The sequence below is a fragment of the Variovorax sp. PBL-E5 genome, assembly GCF_901827185.1.
In the GTDB taxonomy this organism is placed as follows: Bacteria; Pseudomonadota; Gammaproteobacteria; order Burkholderiales; family Burkholderiaceae_C; genus Variovorax.
In genome coordinates, this window is the sequence record NZ_LR594671.1 from 4,806,083 (window position 1) to 4,825,000 (window position 18,918).

An 18,918-nucleotide genomic window follows, 5' to 3' on the forward strand; every position below is an offset into this window, starting at 1 on the left:
GCCCGTCGGGCAGCCTCAGGTCGGCCCCGCGCCGCGCATCCGGAGACACATCGCATGGACACCAGCCAGCTCTTCTCGCTCAAGGGGCGCACGGCGCTCATCACCGGCGGCTCGCGCGGCATCGGCCGCATGATCGCCGAAGGCTTCCTGGCGCAGGGCGCCCGCGTCTACATCTCGGCACGCAAGGCGGCGGCCTGCGATCAGACCGCGAAGGAACTGTCGGCCTTCGGTCCCTGCATCTCGCTGCCGGCGGACGTGTCGACGGTCGAGGGCGCGCATGCGCTGGTCGCGGCCTATGCGAAGCACGAAAGTGCGCTCGACATCCTGGTCAACAACGCCGGCGCGGCCTGGGGCGCAGCCTACGACGACTTCCCCGAAAGCGGCTGGGACAAGGTGGTCGATCTCAATCTCAAGGCGCCTTTCTTCCTGACGCAGGCGCTGACGCCGATGCTGCGCAAGGCTGCTACCGACCATCTCGCGAAGGTGATCCATATCGCCTCGATCGACGGCATCTCGGTCAATCCGCAGGAGACCTATTCGTACGCGGCGAGCAAGGCCGGGCTGATCCAGCTCACGCGGCGCATGGCGCTGCGCCTTGCGCAGGACCGCATCGTGGTGAGCGCGATCGCGCCGGGCGCCTTCGCGTCCGACATGAACAAGGATGCGCGCGACCACGGCGAAGCGGTGAAGGCGCGCATTCCGGCGGGCCGCATCGGCGTGCCGGAGGACATGGCGGGCGCCGCGATCTACCTCGCATCGCGCGCCGGGGACTATGTGATGGGTTCGACGCTGGTCGTCGATGGCGGCGTGACGCACGCCCGCTGAACCTTCACCACTTGGGAACCGGCTGCTCCTTGAGCTGCTGCCGCAGCGCGCCGTAGTCCGGCACCACGCTCTCGACCGTCTCCCAGAAGCGCGCGCTGTGGTCCATCACGCGCAGATGGCTGAGTTCGTGCGCGACCACGTAGTCGACCACCGACATGCGGAAATGCACCAGCCGCCAGTGCAGCCGGATCGCGCCGTCGGCGCTGGCGCTGCCCCAGCGCGTGGAGGCGTTCGACAGCGACAGCTTGTGCCACGCGACGCCCAGGCGCGGCGCGAAATGATCGAGCCGCTCGATGAAGATGCGCCGTGCCTGGCGCATCAGCCAGGCTTGCGCGGCATCACGGATCTGCGCCGCGCTGGCGTTGTTCGCGAGCGCGAGGCGCAGCACGCGCGGCCCCTCGCCGTCGCCCGCATCGAGCACGGCCCCGACACCCTCGAAAGCATGGTGCGGATCGAGCTGCACCAGGACCGGCTGGCCGAGGAAGGGAAAGCTCACGCCGTCCTTCCACTCGATGCGCGCCGCTTCGAGCCGCGCGTGGCGCTGCTGCGTCTCGGCCAGTTTGCGCAGGATCCAGTCGGCCTTCTCGGTCACCGCGGCATCGACATCGCGCAGCGCCACCCAGCGCGGCGCGCGCACCGACAGGCCCTCGGCGCCGACGATGAAGCCGATGGTGCGGCGCTTGCCGCGCGTGAACTCGTAGGCCACGCGCGCATGGCCCAGCATCAGCTCGCGCGTCGCCCGCGGATGCACGAAGTGCGCGGGCACCAGCGCATCGGCGAGCGGGATCGGGGGTCGCAGGTCGACGGCCGTGCGTTCTTCGACCGGCGGCGCGGACGCTCGCGGCGGCGCAGGTGGCTCGGCCTCGGGCTCGCCGAACAGGTCCAGCGTGAACTGCAGCAGGCCGCGCATGGCCACGTCTCAGGCCGTGGTGGAGACGGCCGACGCGACCGTCGCATAGGCCTCGGGATCGAGCCGGCGCATCTCGCCTTCGATCCAGGCTTCGACTTCGCGCATCAGTTCGTCGGGCCGCCGGCCCACGCTCGGAATGGCGGGCCCGATCGACACGTCGACTACGCCGGGATGCTTGATGAAGGCCTTGCGCGGCCAGACCCGGGCCGAAGTGACGGCGATCGGAATCACGGGCACGCCGGTCTCGCAGGCGAGCCGCGTGCCGCCCGTCTTGTAGGTGCCCTGCTGCCCGCGCGGGATGCGCGTGCCTTCCGGGAACATGATGACCCAGATGCCCTGCGCCAGCAGCTCGCGGCCTTGCGCGACGACCTTGTTGAAGGCCTTGGTGCGTTGGCTGCGGTCGATGTGGATCATGTCGAGGCGCGCCATGGCCCAGCCGAAGAACGGAACGTAGATCAATTCCTTCTTGAAGACGAAGGCCAGCGGATGCGGCATCAGCGTCGGCATCAAGAACGTCTCGTAGGTCGACTGGTGTTTGACCAGCAGCACGGCGCCGGCGAGCGCATCGGTCGGCAGGTTCTCCATGCCGGTGACGCGGGTGCGGATGCCGAGCAACATCCGTGCGCCGCCGATCGCCCAACTCAGCCAGCGCACCGCCATCCAGTAGAGCGGGATGCCGCGCTTCCAGAGCGAGCTGACCACCATGATCAGGCCCCACGGGATCACGGTGACGAGCATCCACAGCGCGTGGACGACGGAACGGAGCCAGGCCATCAGACCGCCACCTTCAGCGCAGCCTGTGCCTCTTCGCGCGTCAGCAGGAATTCGACGAAGGCCGCCAGGTCCTCGTGGACGCGGGTGTTCGGCGGGTATTCGGGCGGAAGCGTCACGCCGCGGCAGGCGCTTCCCATTCCGGTCAGCAGAAGATGCGGTTCGCAGCCGACGGCGGCGCCGGCCTGCAGGTCGCGCAGGCTGTCGCCCACGGTCGGCACGTTGCGCAGATCGACGCCATAGCGCTCGCCGATCTGGTGGAACAGGCCGGACCGGGGCTTGCGGCAATCGCAGCCTTCGTCGGGGCTGTGCGGGCAATAGAACACCGCATCGACGCGGCCACCCACGGCGGCCAGCATCTTGTGCATCTTGGCATGCATGGCATTGAGCGACGCGACATCGAACAGGCCGCGGCCGAGCCCCGACTGGTTCGATGCGATGACCACGTGCCAGCCCGCATGGTTGAGCCGCGCGACCGCCTCCAGCGCGCCCGGCAGCGGCGTCCATTCGACCTCGCTCTTCACGAAGTCCTCGCGATGGATGTTGAGGGTGCCGTTGCGGTCGAGGATGATGAGTTTCATGGTCTTTCGTCCTTGCGGGCTTGGCGGGCGAGGCGCGGCAATCAGGCGGCCAGCCGCTCGAGCTGCGCCACGCGGTTCATCGCGGCATGCAACAGCATCAGCAGGCCGAGGCGATTGAGCCGGAGATCGGACTGCTCGGCATTGACCATCACGCCATCGAAGAAGGCATCGACCGGGGCACGCAGCGCGGCGAGGGTCTGCAGCGAGGCGGTGTGGTCGCCGGCATCGAACTGGGCATTGGCCACCGGCACGACCTGCTGCATCGCGGCGTAGAGCGCCTTCTCGGCCGGTTCGTGCAGCAGCAGCTCGCTCACGTGCGCATCGGCTTCGGGCGACTTCTTGAGGATGTTGCCGATGCGCTTGTTGGCAGCGGCCAGCGCCGGGGCTTCTGGCAGCGCCGCGAAGGCGCGCACCGCGGCGAGCAGCTTCGGCACATCGCCGAGGCGCTGCGGATTCGGCGCCAGGACGGCGTCGACTTCCTGCGCGCTCGCGCCCTGCTCGCGCAGGCTGCCGGCCAGGCGGTCGTAGATGAAGTCCTGCAAGGCCTTCATCGCGCGATCGGACTCGAAGCCCTCGATGCCCTTGAACTGCGCCGCGGCGTCCTGGATGAGCGTGTCGAGCGCGAGCGGCAGATTCTTCTCGATCAGCATGCGCACCACGCCCAGTGCGTGGCGGCGCAGTGCGAACGGATCGCGGTCGCCGGTCGGCAGGTTGCCGATGCCGAACATGCCGACCAGGGTCTCGAGCTTGTCGGCCAGCGCGACGACGACGCCGACAGGATTGCGCGGCAGCTCGTCGCCGGCGAAGCGCGGCTTGTAGTGGTCCTCGATCGCATCGGCGACCGCGGCGTCGAGGCCGTCATGCAGCGCGTAGTAGCGGCCCATGATGCCCTGCAGTTCGGGGAACTCGCCGACCATGTCGGTCACCAGGTCGGCCTTGGCCAGCTGCGCGGCCTGCGTGGCCTGCCGGGCGAGCGCCGCGTCGCCGAGCTTCAGCGCGATCTCGCGCGCGATGTGCATCACGCGGACCACGCGCTCGCCCTGCGTGCCGAGCTTGTTGTGATAGACCACCTTGCCCAGCGCCTCGACGCGCGAAGCGAGCGACGTCCTGCGGTCCTGGTCGAAGAAGAACTTGGCGTCGGCCAGCCGCGGACGCACCACGCGCTCGTTGCCGCCGATTACCGCGCTGGCATCGTCGGGGCGGATGTTGCTGACCACCAGGAACTGGTGGGTGAGCCGGCCGGCCGCATCGAGCAGCGGGAAGTATTTCTGGTTGGCCTTCATCGTGAGGATGAGGCATTCCTGGGGCACGTCGAGGAACTCGCGCTCGAACGCGCACACCAGCACGTTGGGACGCTCGACCAGCGCGGTGACTTCGTCGAGCAGTGCATCGTCATGGATCGGCTGCGCATCGCCACCGACCTTCACCGCCGCCTCGGCGAGCTGGCGCGCGATCTCGAAGCGCCGCGCCTCGAAGCCGGCAATCACCGCGCCCTCGTCGGCAAGCTGCTCGACATAGCTGTTGGCGTCGCGCACGACGATCGGATCGACCGCCGCCTCGAAACGATGGCCGTGCGTCGCGCGGCCGGCCGCCAGACCCAGGGCCGTGACGGGAACGACGGCATCGCCATGCAGGGCCACGAGACCATGTGCAGGACGCACGAAGCTCACGCTGGTCCAGCCCGGCAGCTCGCAACCGGTCTCGAGCTGGTAGCTCATGACCTTGGGAATCGGCAGTTTCGCGATCGCTTCGGCCAGCGCCTTCTGCAGGCCTTCGGCCAGCGTCGCGCCCTTGGCCGTGCTGTCGAAGAACAGCGCTTCGGCCTTGCCGTCCATCGCGCGGCGCAGCCTCGGCACGGCCGATGCGTCGGCGCCGAGCGCGCCCAGCCGTTTGAGCAGCGCAGGCGTCGCCGCGCCCGATGCGTCGAGGCCCACGGCCACCGGCATGAGTTTTTGCGACACCGCCTTGTCAGCCGCCTGCGCCAGCACGTGGGTCAGGTGCGCGGCGAGGCGGCGCGGCGAGGCGTAGGCGGTCAGCACCGCGCCTACCTCGGCGAGACCTTGCGCCACCAGCTGATCGCGCAGCACGGAGGCGAAGGCGTCTCCGAGTTTCTTCAGGGCCTTGGGCGGGAGCTCTTCGACGAACAGTTCGACGAGCAGGTTGTTCTGGGAGGTCATCGCTCAAGCCGCCTTCTTCGTGGTGATCTGTGCGACCCACTCGCGCGGCGCCATCGGGAATCCGAGCCGTTCGCGGCTTTCGTAATAGCTCTGCGCGACGCTGCGCGCGAGATTGCGTATGCGGCCGATGTAGGCCGCGCGCTCCGTCACGCTGATCGCGCCGCGCGCGTCCAGCAGGTTGAAGCTGTGCGCCGCCTTGAGCACCTGCTCGTAGGCCGGCAGCGCAAGCTTCGCTTCCATCAGGTGTTTGGCCTGCTTCTCGTGCGCAGCGAAGGCGGTGAACAGGAAATCGGCATCGCTGTGCTCGAAGTTGTAGGCCGACTGTTCGACCTCGTTCTGCAGGTAGATGTCGCCGTAGCTGAGTCCCTCGGTCCAGACGATGTCCTTGATGTTCTCGACGCCCTGGAGATACATCGCCAGGCGCTCCAGCCCGTAGGTGATCTCGCCGGTGATCGGCCGGCAGTCGATGCCGCCCACCTGCTGGAAGTAGGTGAACTGCGTCACCTCCATGCCGTTGAGCCAGACCTCCCAGCCCAGGCCCCAGGCGCCGAGCGTCGGGTTCTCCCAGTCGTCCTCGACGAAGCGCACGTCGTTGGTCTTGAGGTCGAAGCCGAGGGCTTCCAGCGAGCCGAGGTACAGCTCCAGGATGTTGGCCGGCGCAGGCTTGAGCACCACCTGGTACTGGTAGTACTGCTGGTAGCGGTTGGGGTTCTCGCCATAGCGGCCGTCCTTGGGGCGGCGGCTCGGCTGCACGTAGGCCGCCTTCCAGGGCTCCGGCCCGAGCGCGCGCAGGAAGGTCGCGGTGTGTGAGGTGCCGGCGCCCACCTCCATGTCGTACGGCTGCAGCAGGGCGCAGCCCCGGTCAGCCCAATAAGACTGAAGCTTGAAAATGATTTGTTGGAAAGTCAGCATGGTGAGCCCGGTGGCCGGACGGCGGCGAACAGCCTCCGATACAGCGAACTCTGGATTTTAGGTGGCTCGCCCAAGGCTTCGCGCCTTCGGCCAACACCCATTCAAGAGCGGCCGCGGAACCGGCTCCGCCTGGCCGCAGGCCGCGCCCCCGGCAGGGGGTAGGCGGCTACACGAAGTGAGCAAGCCTGGGGGCGAGCTCAGTACTCCCAGAAAATCCGCTGAAGTTCCTTCGTGTCGCTGGTCTTCGTCAGGGCCACCATCGCGAGGATGCGCGCCTTCTGCGGGCGCAGGTCGTGCGCCACCACCCAGTCGTACTTGTCGTCGGGCTGCTCGGCGTTGCGCAGCACGAAGCCGTCCGGCACGCGCGAGCTGCGGATGACCGGGATGCCGTCGGCACGCACCTTCTGCAGATTGGGCACGATGCGGTCTGCGACCGAGCCGTTGCCGGTGCCGGCATGGACCAGCGCCTTGATGCCGCTCTTGGCGAGCGCGTCGATGGCCGTCGAGGACACGCCTTCGTAGCCGTAGGCGATCTCGACCGCGGGCAGCGCGTCGATGCTGTCGATGTCGAATTCCGACTGCATCGTGTGGCGCTTGGCCGGCGCGCGGAACCAGTAGTTGCGGCCTTCGACGATCATGCCCAGCGGGCCCCACTGGCTCTTGAAGGCCTCGGTCTTGATGTTGACGGTTTTGCTGACGTCGCGTCCGCTCTGGATCTCGTCGTTCATGGTGACGAGCACGCCCTTGCCGCCGGCGTCCTTGCTGGCAGCGACGTTCACCGCGTCGAACAGGTTCAGCGCGCCGTCGGCCGACAGCGCGGTGCCGGGCCGCATCGAGCCGACCACGATGATCGGCTTGGCGGTGTGCACGGTGAGGGTGAGAAAGTAAGCCGTTTCCTCGAGCGTGTCGGTGCCGTGGGTGATCACGATGCCGTCGACATCGGGCTGCTTCGACAGGGCCGAGACGCGCTTGGCCAGGGTCAGCAGGTTGTCGTTGGTGAGGCTTTCCGAGGCGATCTGGAACACCTGTTCGCCGCGAACGTTGGCCACCTTGGACAGCTCGGGCAGGCCGGCGATCAGCTTGTCGACCGGCACCTTGGCGGCCGAGTACGTGGCGCTATTGACGGCCGAGGCGCCGGCGCCGGCGATGGTGCCGCCGGTGGCGAGGATGACGACGTTGGGCAGGGCCTGCGCGTGCACGATGGCACCGGCCGCAGCGAGAGCGGCCGCGGCCGCAAAGGAACGGAATCGTGGGGCGAAGTACATGGCAACTCCTGGTGACGCTGGTGTGACTGATTTCACAGAGCGCCGAGACGATAACGGACGCATGCGCGCCCGGATCGCGCCCGAAATGCCGAGCGTGCATACGGTCATGCACGCGCTTCGACGAGGGCTTCGTCGCGTCGCGAAAGAGCGTCTAGCGGCGGCGCCGACCGCGCGGCATCAGCGTCGCTGCGATGACGATCAGCGCACAGCCCCAGAGCGGCCAGAGCCCGAGGCGCGACACCCAGAACGCATAGGGCGTGATGCCGCTGCGGCCTTCCACCTCGGCCAGCAGCACGCCGCGCGTGAGCCGCGGCAGTGCGTAGGTGACGCGCCCGTGATGGTCGATGACCACGGTGGCGCCGGTGTTGGTCGATCGCACCATCGGACGCTGGAACTCGAGCGCGCGCATGCGCGAGATGGCCAGGTGCTGGTCGATCGCGATCGAGTCGCCGAACCAGGCGATGTTGCTCACGTTGAGCAGCACGGTGGGCGCGTCGGCCTCGTTGCGGAAGTTGGCGCCGATCTCGTCGCCGAACAGATCCTCGTAGCAGATGTTGGGCGCGATGCGCTGGCCCTGCCAGACGAAGGGCGGCTGCGCGAGGTCGCCGCTCTGGAAATCCCCGAGCGGAATGTTCATCAGGTCGGTGAACCAGCGAAACATGCGCGGCACGAACTCGCCGAAGGGGACCAGGTGATGCTTGTCGTAGCGATAGGGCACGCTCTGCCCTGGCCGGAAGCCCAGGACGGCGTTGCTGTAGAACCGGCCGTCGTCCAGCGGCAGCCCGACGATGGCGGCCTGCTGGCCAGTGGCATAGCGTGCTGCGATCGCGTCGAGGTAGCCGGGCGGCAACTGCGAGGGCAGCAGAGGCAAGGCCGTCTCGGGCGTGATCACGAGCGGTGCGGTCGCGCGCTGCAGTTGCTCGCCGTACCAGCTCAATGCGGTCGCGACGCCTCCGCCTGGAATGAACTTCTCGTCTTGCGGAATGTTGCCCTGGAGCAGCGCGACGCCGAGGCGGCCATGCGACCGTGCGGATTCGTCAGGCTCTCCGCGGGCCATTCCGATGAGCCCCGGGACGAACAGCAACACAGCGGCCAGGCCGATCGCGGCCGCGAGCGCACGGCCGCGCGCACGGCGGAGCGCCAACGCGGCGAGCGCGGCGATGCCGCCGGCCACCGCACCGATGCCGTAGACGCCCAGCCAGGGCGCATAGACGGCCAGTGGCCCGTCGACATGCGCGTAACCCCCGGCGCCCCACGGAAAGCCGGTGAACCAGCTGCCGCGAAGCAGTTCCGCCAGGGTCCACAAGGCGCTGAAGAACACTGCGGCTCGCACGATGCCGGCCGGTGCGAACACGACGAAACAGGCGCATGCCAATGCGTAGTACAGCGCCAGCGCGGCAGCGAGCCCGAGCACGGCCAATGCCGCGAGCGGCGCCGCGAGGCCGCCGTAGGTGTGCATCGAAATGAAGAGCCACCAGAAGGTGCCGCAGAGCCAGGCCGTGGCGAAGATCCAGCCGCAGCCCATCGCGCTGCGCCACGTCGGGCGGGGCCGGCCGCCAGCAGGCAGCGCATCGAGCTGCCAGACCAGCGCGGCGAGCGAGAGCAACTGCAGCCACCAGAGCGGCTGACCATTCCACGGTGCCGCGACGGACGTGGCCTGCGCGAGGCCCGCGAGCCCGACGCCCGACAGGCGAAGGAGCGTCTTCAATCGGCCGCGTCGTCGCCGCGCGCGGGCGAGACCTTGAACCACCGCACCGCGCCGCCCTTGGTGTGCAGCACCACGAAATCGAAGGCACCCAGGGCGTAGTGCTCGCCGCGCTTGGGCACATGGCCCATCTCGTGCGCGATCAGGCCGCCGATGGTGTCGAAGTCTTCGCTCAACGCTTCTTCGTCGAAGGTGATGCCGAAGGCCTCCGCCACGCGCTCGATCGGCGTGTCGCCCGAAACGCGGTAGGTGCGATCGGCCAGGCCGAAGATGTCGCCCTCGTCCTCGGCGATGTCGAACTCGTCCTCGATCTCGCCGACGATCTGTTCGAGGACGTCTTCGATGGTGATGAGCCCGGCCACGCGGCCGAATTCGTCGATCACGATCGCGAGGTGGTTGCGGTTGCCGCGGAATTCGCGCAAGAGGTCGTTCAGTCCCTTGCTCTCGGGCACGAAGGTGGCGGGACGCAGCAGCGCGCGGATGTTCAAGCCTGGCGCGCGCTGCAGCTTGAGCAGATCCTTCGCGAGCAGGATGCCGATGATGTTCTCTTTTTCACCCTCGTAGACCGGGAAGCGCGAGTGCGCGGTGTCGATCACGAGATGCAGCAGCGCATCGTAGGGCGCGTCGATGTTGACCAGGTCCATCCGCGGCGCGGCCACCATCACGTCGCCGGCGGTCATGTCGGCCATGCGAAGCACGCCTTCGAGCATGACACGGGACTCGGCACCGATCACGTCGTTGTCTTCGGCGTCCGCCAGCGTCTCGATCAGCTCGTCGCGCGAGTCGGGCCCCGGATGGATGAATTCGGCGAGCTTCTGAAGAAAGCTGCGCTTGTCTTCGCGTTCGACGGGTGCGCGCTCAGGGTGAGGTTCGGCCACTGCGGGAGGGCGGAGTTGGGGGAACGCAAGGATACCGGAAAGCGTCCCCGGGTTTACCTGCCCCGCGACGCGCGCACGCCGCTGCGGATTTCCTGCAACCCGGCCAGGAATGCCCAGAATTGCTTGGCGCGGGTCTTCAATTGGAAGTCGACCTCGGCGTAGTGCTCCAGCGCGATCTCGCTCATGCGGCTGTCGAAGGTGGCCGCGGGCAATTGCAGGTGGGCTTCGGATTCCGAGCCGGTGCGCACCACGGTCGCGCCGGCGTTGCGGGCGATCTTGAGCATGGCAGCGTTTTCGCTCAGAGCGTGAATGAAGAGCATGCCGACGCCTTCGTTGCGGGCGACGACCACGGCGCGCTCGAACAGGCGCGCGCCGTAACCGCGCCCGCGCGCATGTTCTGCCACCGACACGCCGAACTCGGCGCAATCCGTGTGCTGATCGGGGGGCGCAAAGGCCAGATGGGCCATCGCGATCAGATCGAGGCGCCGGTTGTAGATGCCGAAGAGTTCATCACGCTCGAAGTCGAGGCCGTCGACATAGCGCTGGATTTGCTCGTCGGAGGCCGCGTAACCGAAGCGCAGGTAGCGGTCGTTCGGGCCGAGCGCCAGCAGGTGCTGCGCAATGCGGCTGCGCTCGCGCGGGCCGATCGAACGGATCGGCACCATCACCGGGTGCGGCGCCGCAACAGCGCGCGGATGCGCCTCAACCATGGGCGGCTTCAGGAAGGAGCCCAGGCCGAGGGAGGCTTTCAGAAGGGCCTTGGCAGTTGACATGCCTCTAATATAAGGGTTTTCCCTTAACCAAGGGGGTCACAAGGGCTCCTCGCATGTTTCCTGGGTAGATCACCGTCAAACGGGCACCGCCGTCGTGGCCTTCACCCTGTCAAGCACGAAGCTGGTCTTGCAGTCCTGCACGCTCGGGTGCTTGAGCAGCGTGTCCATGATGAAGCGGCTGTAGTGCGCCATGTCGGCGACCACCACGCGCAGGAGATAGTCCATCTCCCCGGTCAGCGCGGCGCATTCCACGACCTCCGGCCAAGTCTGCACGCTGGCCCGGAAAACGTCCATGGGATTGCGCTTGTGGCTTTCAGTGAGCTTTTCGAGCCGGACATTGAGGTACGCCGTGAGGCCGAGGCCGATGGCTTCGGGCTTGACGAGCGCGACGTAGCGGTCGATCACGCGGCTTTCCTCGAGGCGCTTGACGCGGCGCAGAACTGCGCTCGGCGACAGGCTCACTTGTTCGGCAAGCTGGTCGTAAGTGGCGCGGCCATCGGCTTGCAAGGTGCGCAGGATCTGGCGATCGAGCTTGTCAAGTGCGTTCATTTTTTGATTTTCGCAGTTTTCATGTGTCAATGGGAGGAATCAGGCGTGATTACGCTGAAATCATGATCGTCCGCGCTTTTACAGTTCCGTATGGACGCCGCCGGCACGCGGCGCGACACTGGCCCCATCCCCCGTCCACTCGGAGACCCTCAATGAGCACTGCAGACGCACCCGCATTCACGCCCTGGGACAACCCCATGGGTACCGACGGATTCGAGTTCATCGAGTACGCCGCGCCCGACCCGGCCGCGATGGGTCAGGTGTTCGAACGAATGGGCTTCAAGGCCATTGCCAGGCACCGTCACAAGAAGGTGCTGCTGTATCGGCAGGGCACGATCAACTTCATCATCAACTCGGAGCCCGACTCCTTTGCGCAGCGTTTTGCGCGCCAGCACGGGCCGAGCATTTGCGCGATCGCGTTCCGCGTGCAGGACGCCAAGGCAGCCTACGAGCGCGCGACCTCGCTGGGCGCATGGGGCTTCGCACCCGGCGCAGGCCCCGGGGAGTTGAACATTCCTGCCATCAAGGGGATCGGCGACAGCCTGATCTATTTCGTCGACCGCTGGCGCGGCAAGAACGGCGCGCAGCCTGGCGATATCGGCAACATCGGCTTCTACGATGTCGACTTCGAGGCGCTGCCGGGACTGAGCGCGGTAGAGGCGCTCGCACCCGAGGGCCATGGCCTGACCTACATCGACCATCTGACGCACAACGTGCATCGGGGCCGTCTGAAGGAATGGGCCGATTTCTACGAGCGCCTCTTCAACTTCCGCGAGATCCGCTACTTCGACATCGAGGGTCAGGTCACCGGCGTGAAGAGCAAGGCGATGACCAGCCCCTGCGGCAAGATCCGCATTCCGATCAACGAGGAAGGCAACGAGAAGGCCGGCCAGATCCAGGAATACCTGGACACCTATCACGGCGAAGGCATCCAGCACATCGCCATGGGTTCGCACGACCTGCCGCACTCGGTCGATGCCTTGCGTGCCTCGGGCGTGAAGCTGCTCGACACCATCGACACCTACTACGAACTGGTGGACAAGCGCATTCCGGGCCATGGCGAAGACGTGGCGGAGTTGAAGAAGCGCAAGATCCTGATCGACGGCAAGAAAGGCGCACTGCTGCTGCAGATCTTCAGCGAGAACCAACTGGGACCGATCTTCTTCGAGTTCATCCAGCGCAAGGGCGACGACGGCTTCGGCGAAGGCAACTTCAAGGCCCTGTTCGAAAGCATCGAGCTCGACCAGATGCGCCGTGGGGTTCTTGCCGCCGCACAATAGGCGCCCCATTGCACACAGGAGCCCGGCATGCGCCCGATCGTTTCTCTTTGTTCTCTCTGGATTACAGCCGCAGCGTTGGTGCTGGGAGGCTGCGCGATGACGCAGCGGGCTGGCGGCGACACGCCATCGCACCTCGACGCAGTGCAGAAGACAAGCGTCTTGCGCGTCTGCACGCCGGGCGACTACCGGCCCTTCAGCTTCCAGAAGCCCGACGGAAGCTATGAGGGCATCGACGTCGATCTGATGACGGGCTTCAGCACGAGCCTCAATGCGAAGCCCGAATGGGTCAAGACCAGTTGGGCCAATCTGCTGCCGGACCTCGCGGCCGGCAAATGCGACATGGCCGTGGGCGGCATCTCCGTCACCACCGATCGGCAAAAGCGCGCTTTCTTCAGTGCGCCGTACATGGTCAATGGCAAGACACCGATCGCGCGTTGCGCCGATGTCGCCAAGTACCAGAGCGTTGCCGACATCGACAAGCCGGAAGTGCGCGTGATCTTCAATCCGGGCGGCAGCAACGAGCGCTTCGCGCGCGCCAATTTCAAGCGCGCCAAGCTCACGCTGCACAGTGAGAACCTGACGATCTTCGACGAGATCCTCGCCAACCGAGCGGATGTCTTCGTGACGGAGTCGGCAGAAGCGCTGACGCAACAAAAACTCAAGCCGGGCCTGTGCGCCATCCATCCCGACAAGCCCTTGCAGTACGGCGAGATGGCCTGGATGCTGCCGCGCGACGACCTGGCCTTCAAGGCCTACGTCGACCAGTGGCTCCATCTGTCGCAAGCCGGTGGCGAATTCCAGGGCGTGATGGACCGCTGGCTCAAGTAACGAACGATCGAAGATCCATGGACAGCACAGCGGCCTCAGTCACCCCGGCGGTCTACGGTGAATCGGACCGGCCGCCGCGCGGCGACTACTCGCGCGGAGGTACCGTTCTGGCCGACTACACCTGCCCGCAGGACTGGGCCAGTTATACGGCGGCCGATCACGATACCTATCGGCGCCTTTACGAGCGTCAGGCGGCTCAGTTGCCGGGCCTGGCCTGCGATGCCTTCATTGCGGCATTGCCCTCGCTCGGAGTCAAGGATCGCATTCCGCACTTCGACGAGATCAACGAGCGGCTGTACAAGGCGACGCGCTGGGAAGTCGTGGCAGTGCCGGGACTCATTCCCGAAGTCCCTTTCTTCACGCTGCTGGCGAATCGCAAGTTCCCGGTGACGGACTGGATCCGCACGCCGGAGGAATTCGACTACATCGTCGAGCCGGATGTATTTCACGATCTTTTCGGCCATGTGCCGATGCTGTTCGACCCTGCATTCGCCGACTACGTGCAGCGCTATGGCCAAGGCGGCCTCAAGGCACATGCCCAGGAGGCTTGCGAGAAGCTCGCCCGGTTGTACTGGTACACCGTGGAGTTCGGGCTGATACGCCAGCCCGAAGGGCTGCGCGCCTACGGTGCGGGCATTCTGAGTTCGGTCGGTGAATTGCGGCATGCGGTGCAAAGCGCCGCGCCGCTGCGCTTGCCGCTGGACCTGCCGCGCGCCATGCGTACGCGCTACAAGATCGACAGCTATCAGAGCACGTACTTCGTCATCGAAAGTTTTGCGCAGCTGTTCGATCTGACTGCGCCCGATTTCACGCCGCTCTATCAGATGCTGGCTGCGCAGTCGGACATCGAAGCTGGCGCGAAACTTCCAGGCGAATCGAACGCCTGACCATGGCGACCGCTCGAGCTCGAACAGCTCATCGGTAGCGATCTCCGAAGCATGACCCTAGGACAAGCCCGCTGGCGGCTTGCCCGGTCTCGCTTCGACAATCCGCGCCAAAGGAGATCGCATGCAAACATCGGTGCTGCAGAACTATCCGGCCGGCGTGCCGCATGAGGTACATCCCGAGCAGTACCGCTCGCTGGGACAGATGTTCGAGGAATCGTTCCAGCGCCACGCCGATCGGCCGTTCTCCGTGTGCATGGAACGCTGGATGTCCTATGGCGAACTCGACAGGCTGTCGACGACGCTGGGTGCCTGGCTGCAGTCGCGGGACCTGGAAGCCGGTGCGCGCGTGGCCATCATGCTGCCGAACGTGCCTCAGTTCGCCGTCACGATGTGCGGTGTCCTGCGCGCCGGCTACTCGTGCGTCAACGTGAATCCGCTGTACACCGCGCGCGAACTCGAGCACCAGTTGAAGGACTCCGGCGCGACGGTGATCGTGATTCTGGAGAACTTCGCCTCGACGCTCGAGCAGGTGATCGAGCGCACGGCGGTCAAGCATGTCGTGATCTCATCGATGGGCGATCTGCTGGGCGGGCTGTACGGCAGGTGGATCACGCTAGCCGTGAGGCATCTCGCCAGGATGGTTCCGCCCTACAAGCTTCCGCTGGACAACGGCCGCAGCGTCACGACCTTTCCGAAGGCGCTGGCCGAAGCCGGTGGCCGCACACTGCGTCCCGATCCATGCACACTCGATTCGATCGCGTTCCTGCAATATACGGGCGGTACCACCGGGCTTTCGAAGGGCGCCGTGCTGACGCATCGCAATATCGTCGCCGCGGCCTTGCAGGCCGAAGCATGGTTCATGCCTGCGTTGGCGCGCGCGGGCGATCTGTCGAAGGTCAACAGCATTGCCGCACTTCCGCTGTATCACATCTTCGCGCTGACGCTTTGCCTGCTCGCGATTCGGCAGGGCTCGTATCTCACGCTGGTTCCCAATCCGCGTGATTTCGGAAAGTTCATTGCCGTGCTCAAGAAGCGCCCCTTCCATATGCTGCCGGCGGTGAATACCTTGTTCAATGCCCTGCTGGTGCACCCGGATTTCAAGACCGTGGACTTCTCGACGCTGTTCGTATCGCAGGCGGGAGGCATGGCAGCCTCCGAAGGAACCGCTCGCCGATGGTTCGAGCTGACCGGCTGCCCGATGATCGAAGGTTGGGGCATGAGCGAAACCTGCGCGATCGGCACCAACAATCCCGTCACCAACACGACATTCACCGGCACCATCGGATTGCCATTGCCGAGCATCGAGATCGCGATCAAGGATGATGAAGGTCATTCCTTGCCGATCGGAGAAGCAGGGGAACTGTGCATCAAGGGGCCGAATGTCATGATCGGCTACTACAACCAGCCGGCCGAAACCGCGGCAGCGTTCACCGAGGACGGATTCATGCGAACCGGGGACATTGCAGTGATGCAAGAGGACGGTTACAGCCGGATCGTCGACCGGAAGAAGGACATGATCCTCGTGAGCGGGTTCAACGTTTTCCCGAACGAGCTCGAGAACGTCATTTCCTTGTGTCCCGGCGTCATCGAATGCGCCGCGATCGGCGTGCCTGACGAAAAGCAGGGCGAGGCCATCAAGGCCTTTGTGGTGCGCAAGGATCCTCAACTGACCGAAGAAATGGTGATGCGCTATTGCAATGAGCAGTTGACCGGCTACAAGCGGCCCAAGTACATCGAGTTTCGCGATGCATTGCCGAAGACGAACGTCGGAAAAATTCTTCGGCGGCAGCTGCGCGCCAGCGTTTCGACGTGACTGCGCGGGTCGCGCTGCCGCCCGAAGTGGTTGTCCTCGAACGAGGATGGCTGTCGTCGAACAACATTCTCTTCCTGGGGCGCGAAAAGACGGCGCTGGTCGATTCCGGCTACGCGACTCATTCGGACCAGACGATCGCGTTGGTAGCGGACCGACTCGGCCAGCGGCCGCTCGATCTGCTGTTCAACACGCATTTGCACAGCGACCATTGCGGTGGCAATGCCGCGTTGCAAGTGCGCTATCCGCGGATGCGCACCCGCATTCCTCCCGGCGAAGCCGACCTGGTGCAGAGCTGGGACGAGGAAGGGCTGAGTTTTCGCGCGACGGGACAGCACTGCCCGCAGTTTCGCTTCGACGGTCTTCTGGTTCCAGGACAGGAGGTGATACTGGGAGATCGTACTTGGCAAGTCCACGGCGCACCGGGACACGATCCCCATTCGATCGTGCTGTTCGAGCCGCAATCCCGGGCCCTGATTTCTGCTGACGCACTGTGGGAGCACGGTTTCGGCGTCGTATTTCCCGAGCTTGCCGGCGAACCATCTTTCGCCGAGGTAGCGGCGACTCTCGATCTCATCGAGGTCCTGGCCCCCCTGTGCGTGATCCCTGGCCATGGAGCCGTGTTCGACGATGTCGCAGGCGCGTTGTCGGAGGCCCGCGAGCGGCTGGAGTTCTTTGTCCGCATGCCGCTCAAGCATGCGCGTCATGCGCTGAAAGTGCTGATGAAATTCAAATTGCTCGATGCCCGATCGATGAGCATCGGCGAATGGGATGGCTGGGTGCAGGGCACACCGTATCTCGATGCAATTCGTATGCGCTTTTTTCCAACATCGACCCTTGAACAATTGAGCAGTGAAATTTTGCTCGAACTGATTCGCAGCGGCGCCGCGTCAGCAGATCGCGAGCACATTCGAAACTGCTAGCGTACAAACAAGAACGCCCAACCAAGGGATTGGTTGGGCGGTTCAGGGGGCTGTAAGAGCCTGACGATGACCTACTTTCACACGGGAACCCGCACTATCATCGGCGCTGAGGCGTTTCACTGTCCTGTTCGGGATGGGAAGGAGTGGGACCACCTCGCTATGGTCATCAGGCATAACTGGTTGCTGTCTTGAGGGTAGATCAAGACAACGAATTCATAGAGTTTGGAATCAGCTTTTGGTATTTTGAATGCGTCAACTTGGCATAACACCTTGATCGGAGATCAAAGTTATAGGGTCAAGCCGCACGAGCAATTAGTATCGGTTAGCTTAACGCATTACTGCGCTTCCACACCCGACCTATCAACGTCCTGGTCTTGAACGACTCTTCAGGGGGCTCGAGGCCCCGGCAGATCTCATCTTGAAACGAGTTTCCCGCTTAGATGCTTTCAGCGGTTATCTCTTCCACACTTAGCTACTCGGCAATGCCACTGGCGTGACAACCGATACACCAGAGGTGTGTCCACTCCGGTCCTCTCGTACTAGGAGCAGGCTTCCTCAAATCTGCAGCGCCCACGGAAGATAGGGACCAAACTGTCTCACGACGTTTTAAACCCAGCTCACGTACCTCTTTAAATGGCGAACAGCCATACCCTTGGGACCGGCTACAGCCCCAGGATGAGATGAGCCGACATCGAGGTGCCAAACACCGCCGTCGATATGAACTCTTGGGCGGTATCAGCCTGTTATCCCCAGAGTACCTTTTATCCGTTGAGCGATGGCCCTTCCATACAGAACCACCGGATCACTATGTCCTGCTTTCGCATCTGCTCGACTTGTCAGTCTCGCAGTTAAGCACGCTTATGCCATTGCACTATCGTCACGATGTCCGACCGTAACTAGCGTACCTTCGAACTCCTCCGTTACGCTTTGGGAGGAGACCGCCCCAGTCAAACTGCCTACCATGCACTGTCCCCGATCCAGATAATGGACCTAGGTTAGAACCTCAAACACACCAGGGTGGTATTTCAACGTTGGCTCCACAAGATCTAGCGACCCTGCTTCAAAGCCTCCCACCTATCCTACACAGATCTGTTCAAAGTCCAATACAAAGCTACAGTAAAGGTTCATGGGGTCTTTCCGTCTTTCCGCGGGGAGATTGCATCATCACAAACATTTCAACTTCGCTGAGTCTCAGGAGGAGACAGTGTGGCCATCGTTACGCCATTCGTGCAGGTCGGAACTTACCCGACAAGGAATTTCGCTACCTTAGGACCGTTATAGTTACGGCCGCCGTTTACTGGGACTTCAATCAAGAGCTTGCACCCCATCATTTAATCTTCCAGCACCGGGCAGGCGTCACACCCTATACGTCCACTTTCGTGTTTGCAGAGTGCTGTGTTTTTAATAAACAGTCGCAGCCACCGATTTTTTGCAACCCATTCATGCTCCGTTGTTCACTTCACACTAATAGGGCACACCTTCTTCCGAAGTTACGGTGTCAATTTGCCGAGTTCCTTCTCCTGAGTTCTCTCAAGCGCCTTAGAATACTCATCTCGCGCACCAGTGTCGGTTTGCGGTACGGTCGTGTGTAGCTGAAGCTTAGTGGCTTTTCCTGGAACCTCGTTCAGTCACTTCACAAGCAAGCTTGCTCGATCGGCAGCCTCGGTATATGACGGGCGGATTTGCCTACCCATCGCCTACTTCTGCCTAAACCGGGATATCCAACACCCGGATGACCTATTAAGATCCGTCCCCACATCGCACTACACATCGGTACAGGAATATTGACCTGTTTCCCATCAGCTACGCATCTCTGCCTCGCCTTAGGGGCCGACTCACTCTAC

16 protein-coding genes and 2 rRNA genes (1 of these 18 running past the window's edge) are annotated in these 18,918 nt (G+C 64.3%); 6 read left to right on the forward strand and 12 right to left on the reverse strand.

The window, feature by feature from the left end:
• Window positions 1-54: 54 nt before the first annotated feature.
• Window positions 55-825, forward strand: a complete 771-nt coding sequence (locus WDLP6_RS23495; protein WP_162594291.1) for an SDR family oxidoreductase — start codon at window positions 55-57, stop codon at window positions 823-825.
• 4 nt (window positions 826-829) lie between these two features.
• On the opposite strand, the gene WDLP6_RS23500 is transcribed toward WDLP6_RS23495, so the two are convergent.
• From WDLP6_RS23500 to WDLP6_RS23545, 10 genes are all read right to left on the reverse strand, one after another.
• Window positions 830-1,735: a M48 family metallopeptidase gene (locus WDLP6_RS23500; protein WP_162594292.1), complete on the reverse strand. Its 906-nt coding sequence runs from the start codon at window positions 1,733-1,735 to the stop codon at window positions 830-832.
• A gap of 9 nt (window positions 1,736-1,744) precedes the next feature.
• Complete coding sequence (locus WDLP6_RS23505) at window positions 1,745-2,509, reverse strand: lysophospholipid acyltransferase family protein (protein WP_162594293.1); 765 nt, start codon at window positions 2,507-2,509, stop codon at window positions 1,745-1,747.
• Window positions 2,509-3,087, reverse strand: a complete 579-nt coding sequence (gmhB, locus tag WDLP6_RS23510; RefSeq protein WP_162569510.1) for a D-glycero-beta-D-manno-heptose 1,7-bisphosphate 7-phosphatase — start codon at window positions 3,085-3,087, stop codon at window positions 2,509-2,511. Before gmhB ends, WDLP6_RS23505 begins: the two co-directional genes overlap by 1 nt.
• Before the next feature lie 41 nt (window positions 3,088-3,128).
• Entirely contained in the window at window positions 3,129-5,264 is a 2,136-nt protein-coding gene (glyS, locus tag WDLP6_RS23515; RefSeq protein WP_162594294.1) for a glycine--tRNA ligase subunit beta, read from the reverse strand.
• A 3-nt stretch (window positions 5,265-5,267) separates the two neighbouring features.
• Window positions 5,268-6,176: a glycine--tRNA ligase subunit alpha gene (gene glyQ, locus WDLP6_RS23520; protein WP_162594295.1), complete on the reverse strand. Its 909-nt coding sequence runs from the start codon at window positions 6,174-6,176 to the stop codon at window positions 5,268-5,270.
• Window positions 6,177-6,373: 197 nt separating this feature from the next.
• Window positions 6,374-7,441: an asparaginase gene (locus WDLP6_RS23525; RefSeq protein WP_162594296.1), complete on the reverse strand. Its 1,068-nt coding sequence runs from the start codon at window positions 7,439-7,441 to the stop codon at window positions 6,374-6,376.
• A gap of 151 nt (window positions 7,442-7,592) precedes the next feature.
• Window positions 7,593-9,149, reverse strand: a complete 1,557-nt coding sequence (lnt, locus tag WDLP6_RS23530) for an apolipoprotein N-acyltransferase (RefSeq protein ID WP_162594297.1) — start codon at window positions 9,147-9,149, stop codon at window positions 7,593-7,595.
• A complete protein-coding gene (locus WDLP6_RS23535) occupies window positions 9,146-10,024 on the reverse strand; it encodes an HlyC/CorC family transporter (protein ID WP_162569515.1) in 879 nt (292 codons plus the stop codon). Before WDLP6_RS23535 ends, lnt begins: the two co-directional genes overlap by 4 nt.
• Before the next feature lie 53 nt (window positions 10,025-10,077).
• Window positions 10,078-10,797, reverse strand: a complete 720-nt coding sequence (locus WDLP6_RS23540; RefSeq protein WP_162594298.1) for a GNAT family N-acetyltransferase — start codon at window positions 10,795-10,797, stop codon at window positions 10,078-10,080.
• Between the two features lie 75 nt (window positions 10,798-10,872).
• Window positions 10,873-11,346, reverse strand: coding sequence for an Lrp/AsnC family transcriptional regulator (locus WDLP6_RS23545; RefSeq protein ID WP_162569517.1), 474 nt, complete (start codon window positions 11,344-11,346; stop codon window positions 10,873-10,875).
• Window positions 11,347-11,498: 152 nt separating this feature from the next.
• On the opposite strand from WDLP6_RS23545, the gene hppD reads away from it, so the two are divergent.
• The 5 genes from hppD to WDLP6_RS23570 all read left to right on the forward strand — a co-directional run bounded on the left by hppD (window position 11,499) and on the right by WDLP6_RS23570 (window position 17,074).
• Window positions 11,499-12,626 carry a 4-hydroxyphenylpyruvate dioxygenase gene (hppD, locus tag WDLP6_RS23550; protein WP_162569518.1) on the forward strand — a complete coding sequence of 376 codons (1,128 nt, stop codon included), beginning with the start codon at window positions 11,499-11,501 and terminating at the stop codon, window positions 12,624-12,626.
• Window positions 12,627-12,653: 27 nt separating this feature from the next.
• Window positions 12,654-13,454, forward strand: coding sequence for a transporter substrate-binding domain-containing protein (locus WDLP6_RS23555; RefSeq protein ID WP_162594299.1), 801 nt, complete (start codon window positions 12,654-12,656; stop codon window positions 13,452-13,454).
• A gap of 17 nt (window positions 13,455-13,471) precedes the next feature.
• The gene (gene phhA, locus WDLP6_RS23560; protein WP_162594300.1) at window positions 13,472-14,341 is read left to right on the forward strand and encodes a phenylalanine 4-monooxygenase; all 870 of its coding nucleotides are present in this window, start codon (window positions 13,472-13,474) and stop codon (window positions 14,339-14,341) included.
• 121 nt (window positions 14,342-14,462) lie between these two features.
• On the forward strand, window positions 14,463-16,154 hold the full coding sequence (locus tag WDLP6_RS23565; RefSeq protein ID WP_162594301.1) for an AMP-binding protein: 1,692 nt from the start codon (window positions 14,463-14,465) through the stop codon (window positions 16,152-16,154).
• Window positions 16,151-17,074 carry an MBL fold metallo-hydrolase gene (locus WDLP6_RS23570; protein WP_162594302.1) on the forward strand — a complete coding sequence of 308 codons (924 nt, stop codon included), beginning with the start codon at window positions 16,151-16,153 and terminating at the stop codon, window positions 17,072-17,074. Before WDLP6_RS23565 ends, WDLP6_RS23570 begins: the two co-directional genes overlap by 4 nt.
• A 58-nt stretch (window positions 17,075-17,132) precedes the next feature.
• Here the strand turns inward: WDLP6_RS23570 and rrf are convergent.
• Window positions 17,133-17,245, reverse strand: a 5S ribosomal RNA gene (gene rrf, locus WDLP6_RS23575).
• 120 nt (window positions 17,246-17,365) lie between these two features.
• A 23S ribosomal RNA gene (locus WDLP6_RS23580) occupies window positions 17,366-18,918 on the reverse strand; it runs 1,317 nt beyond the window's last position.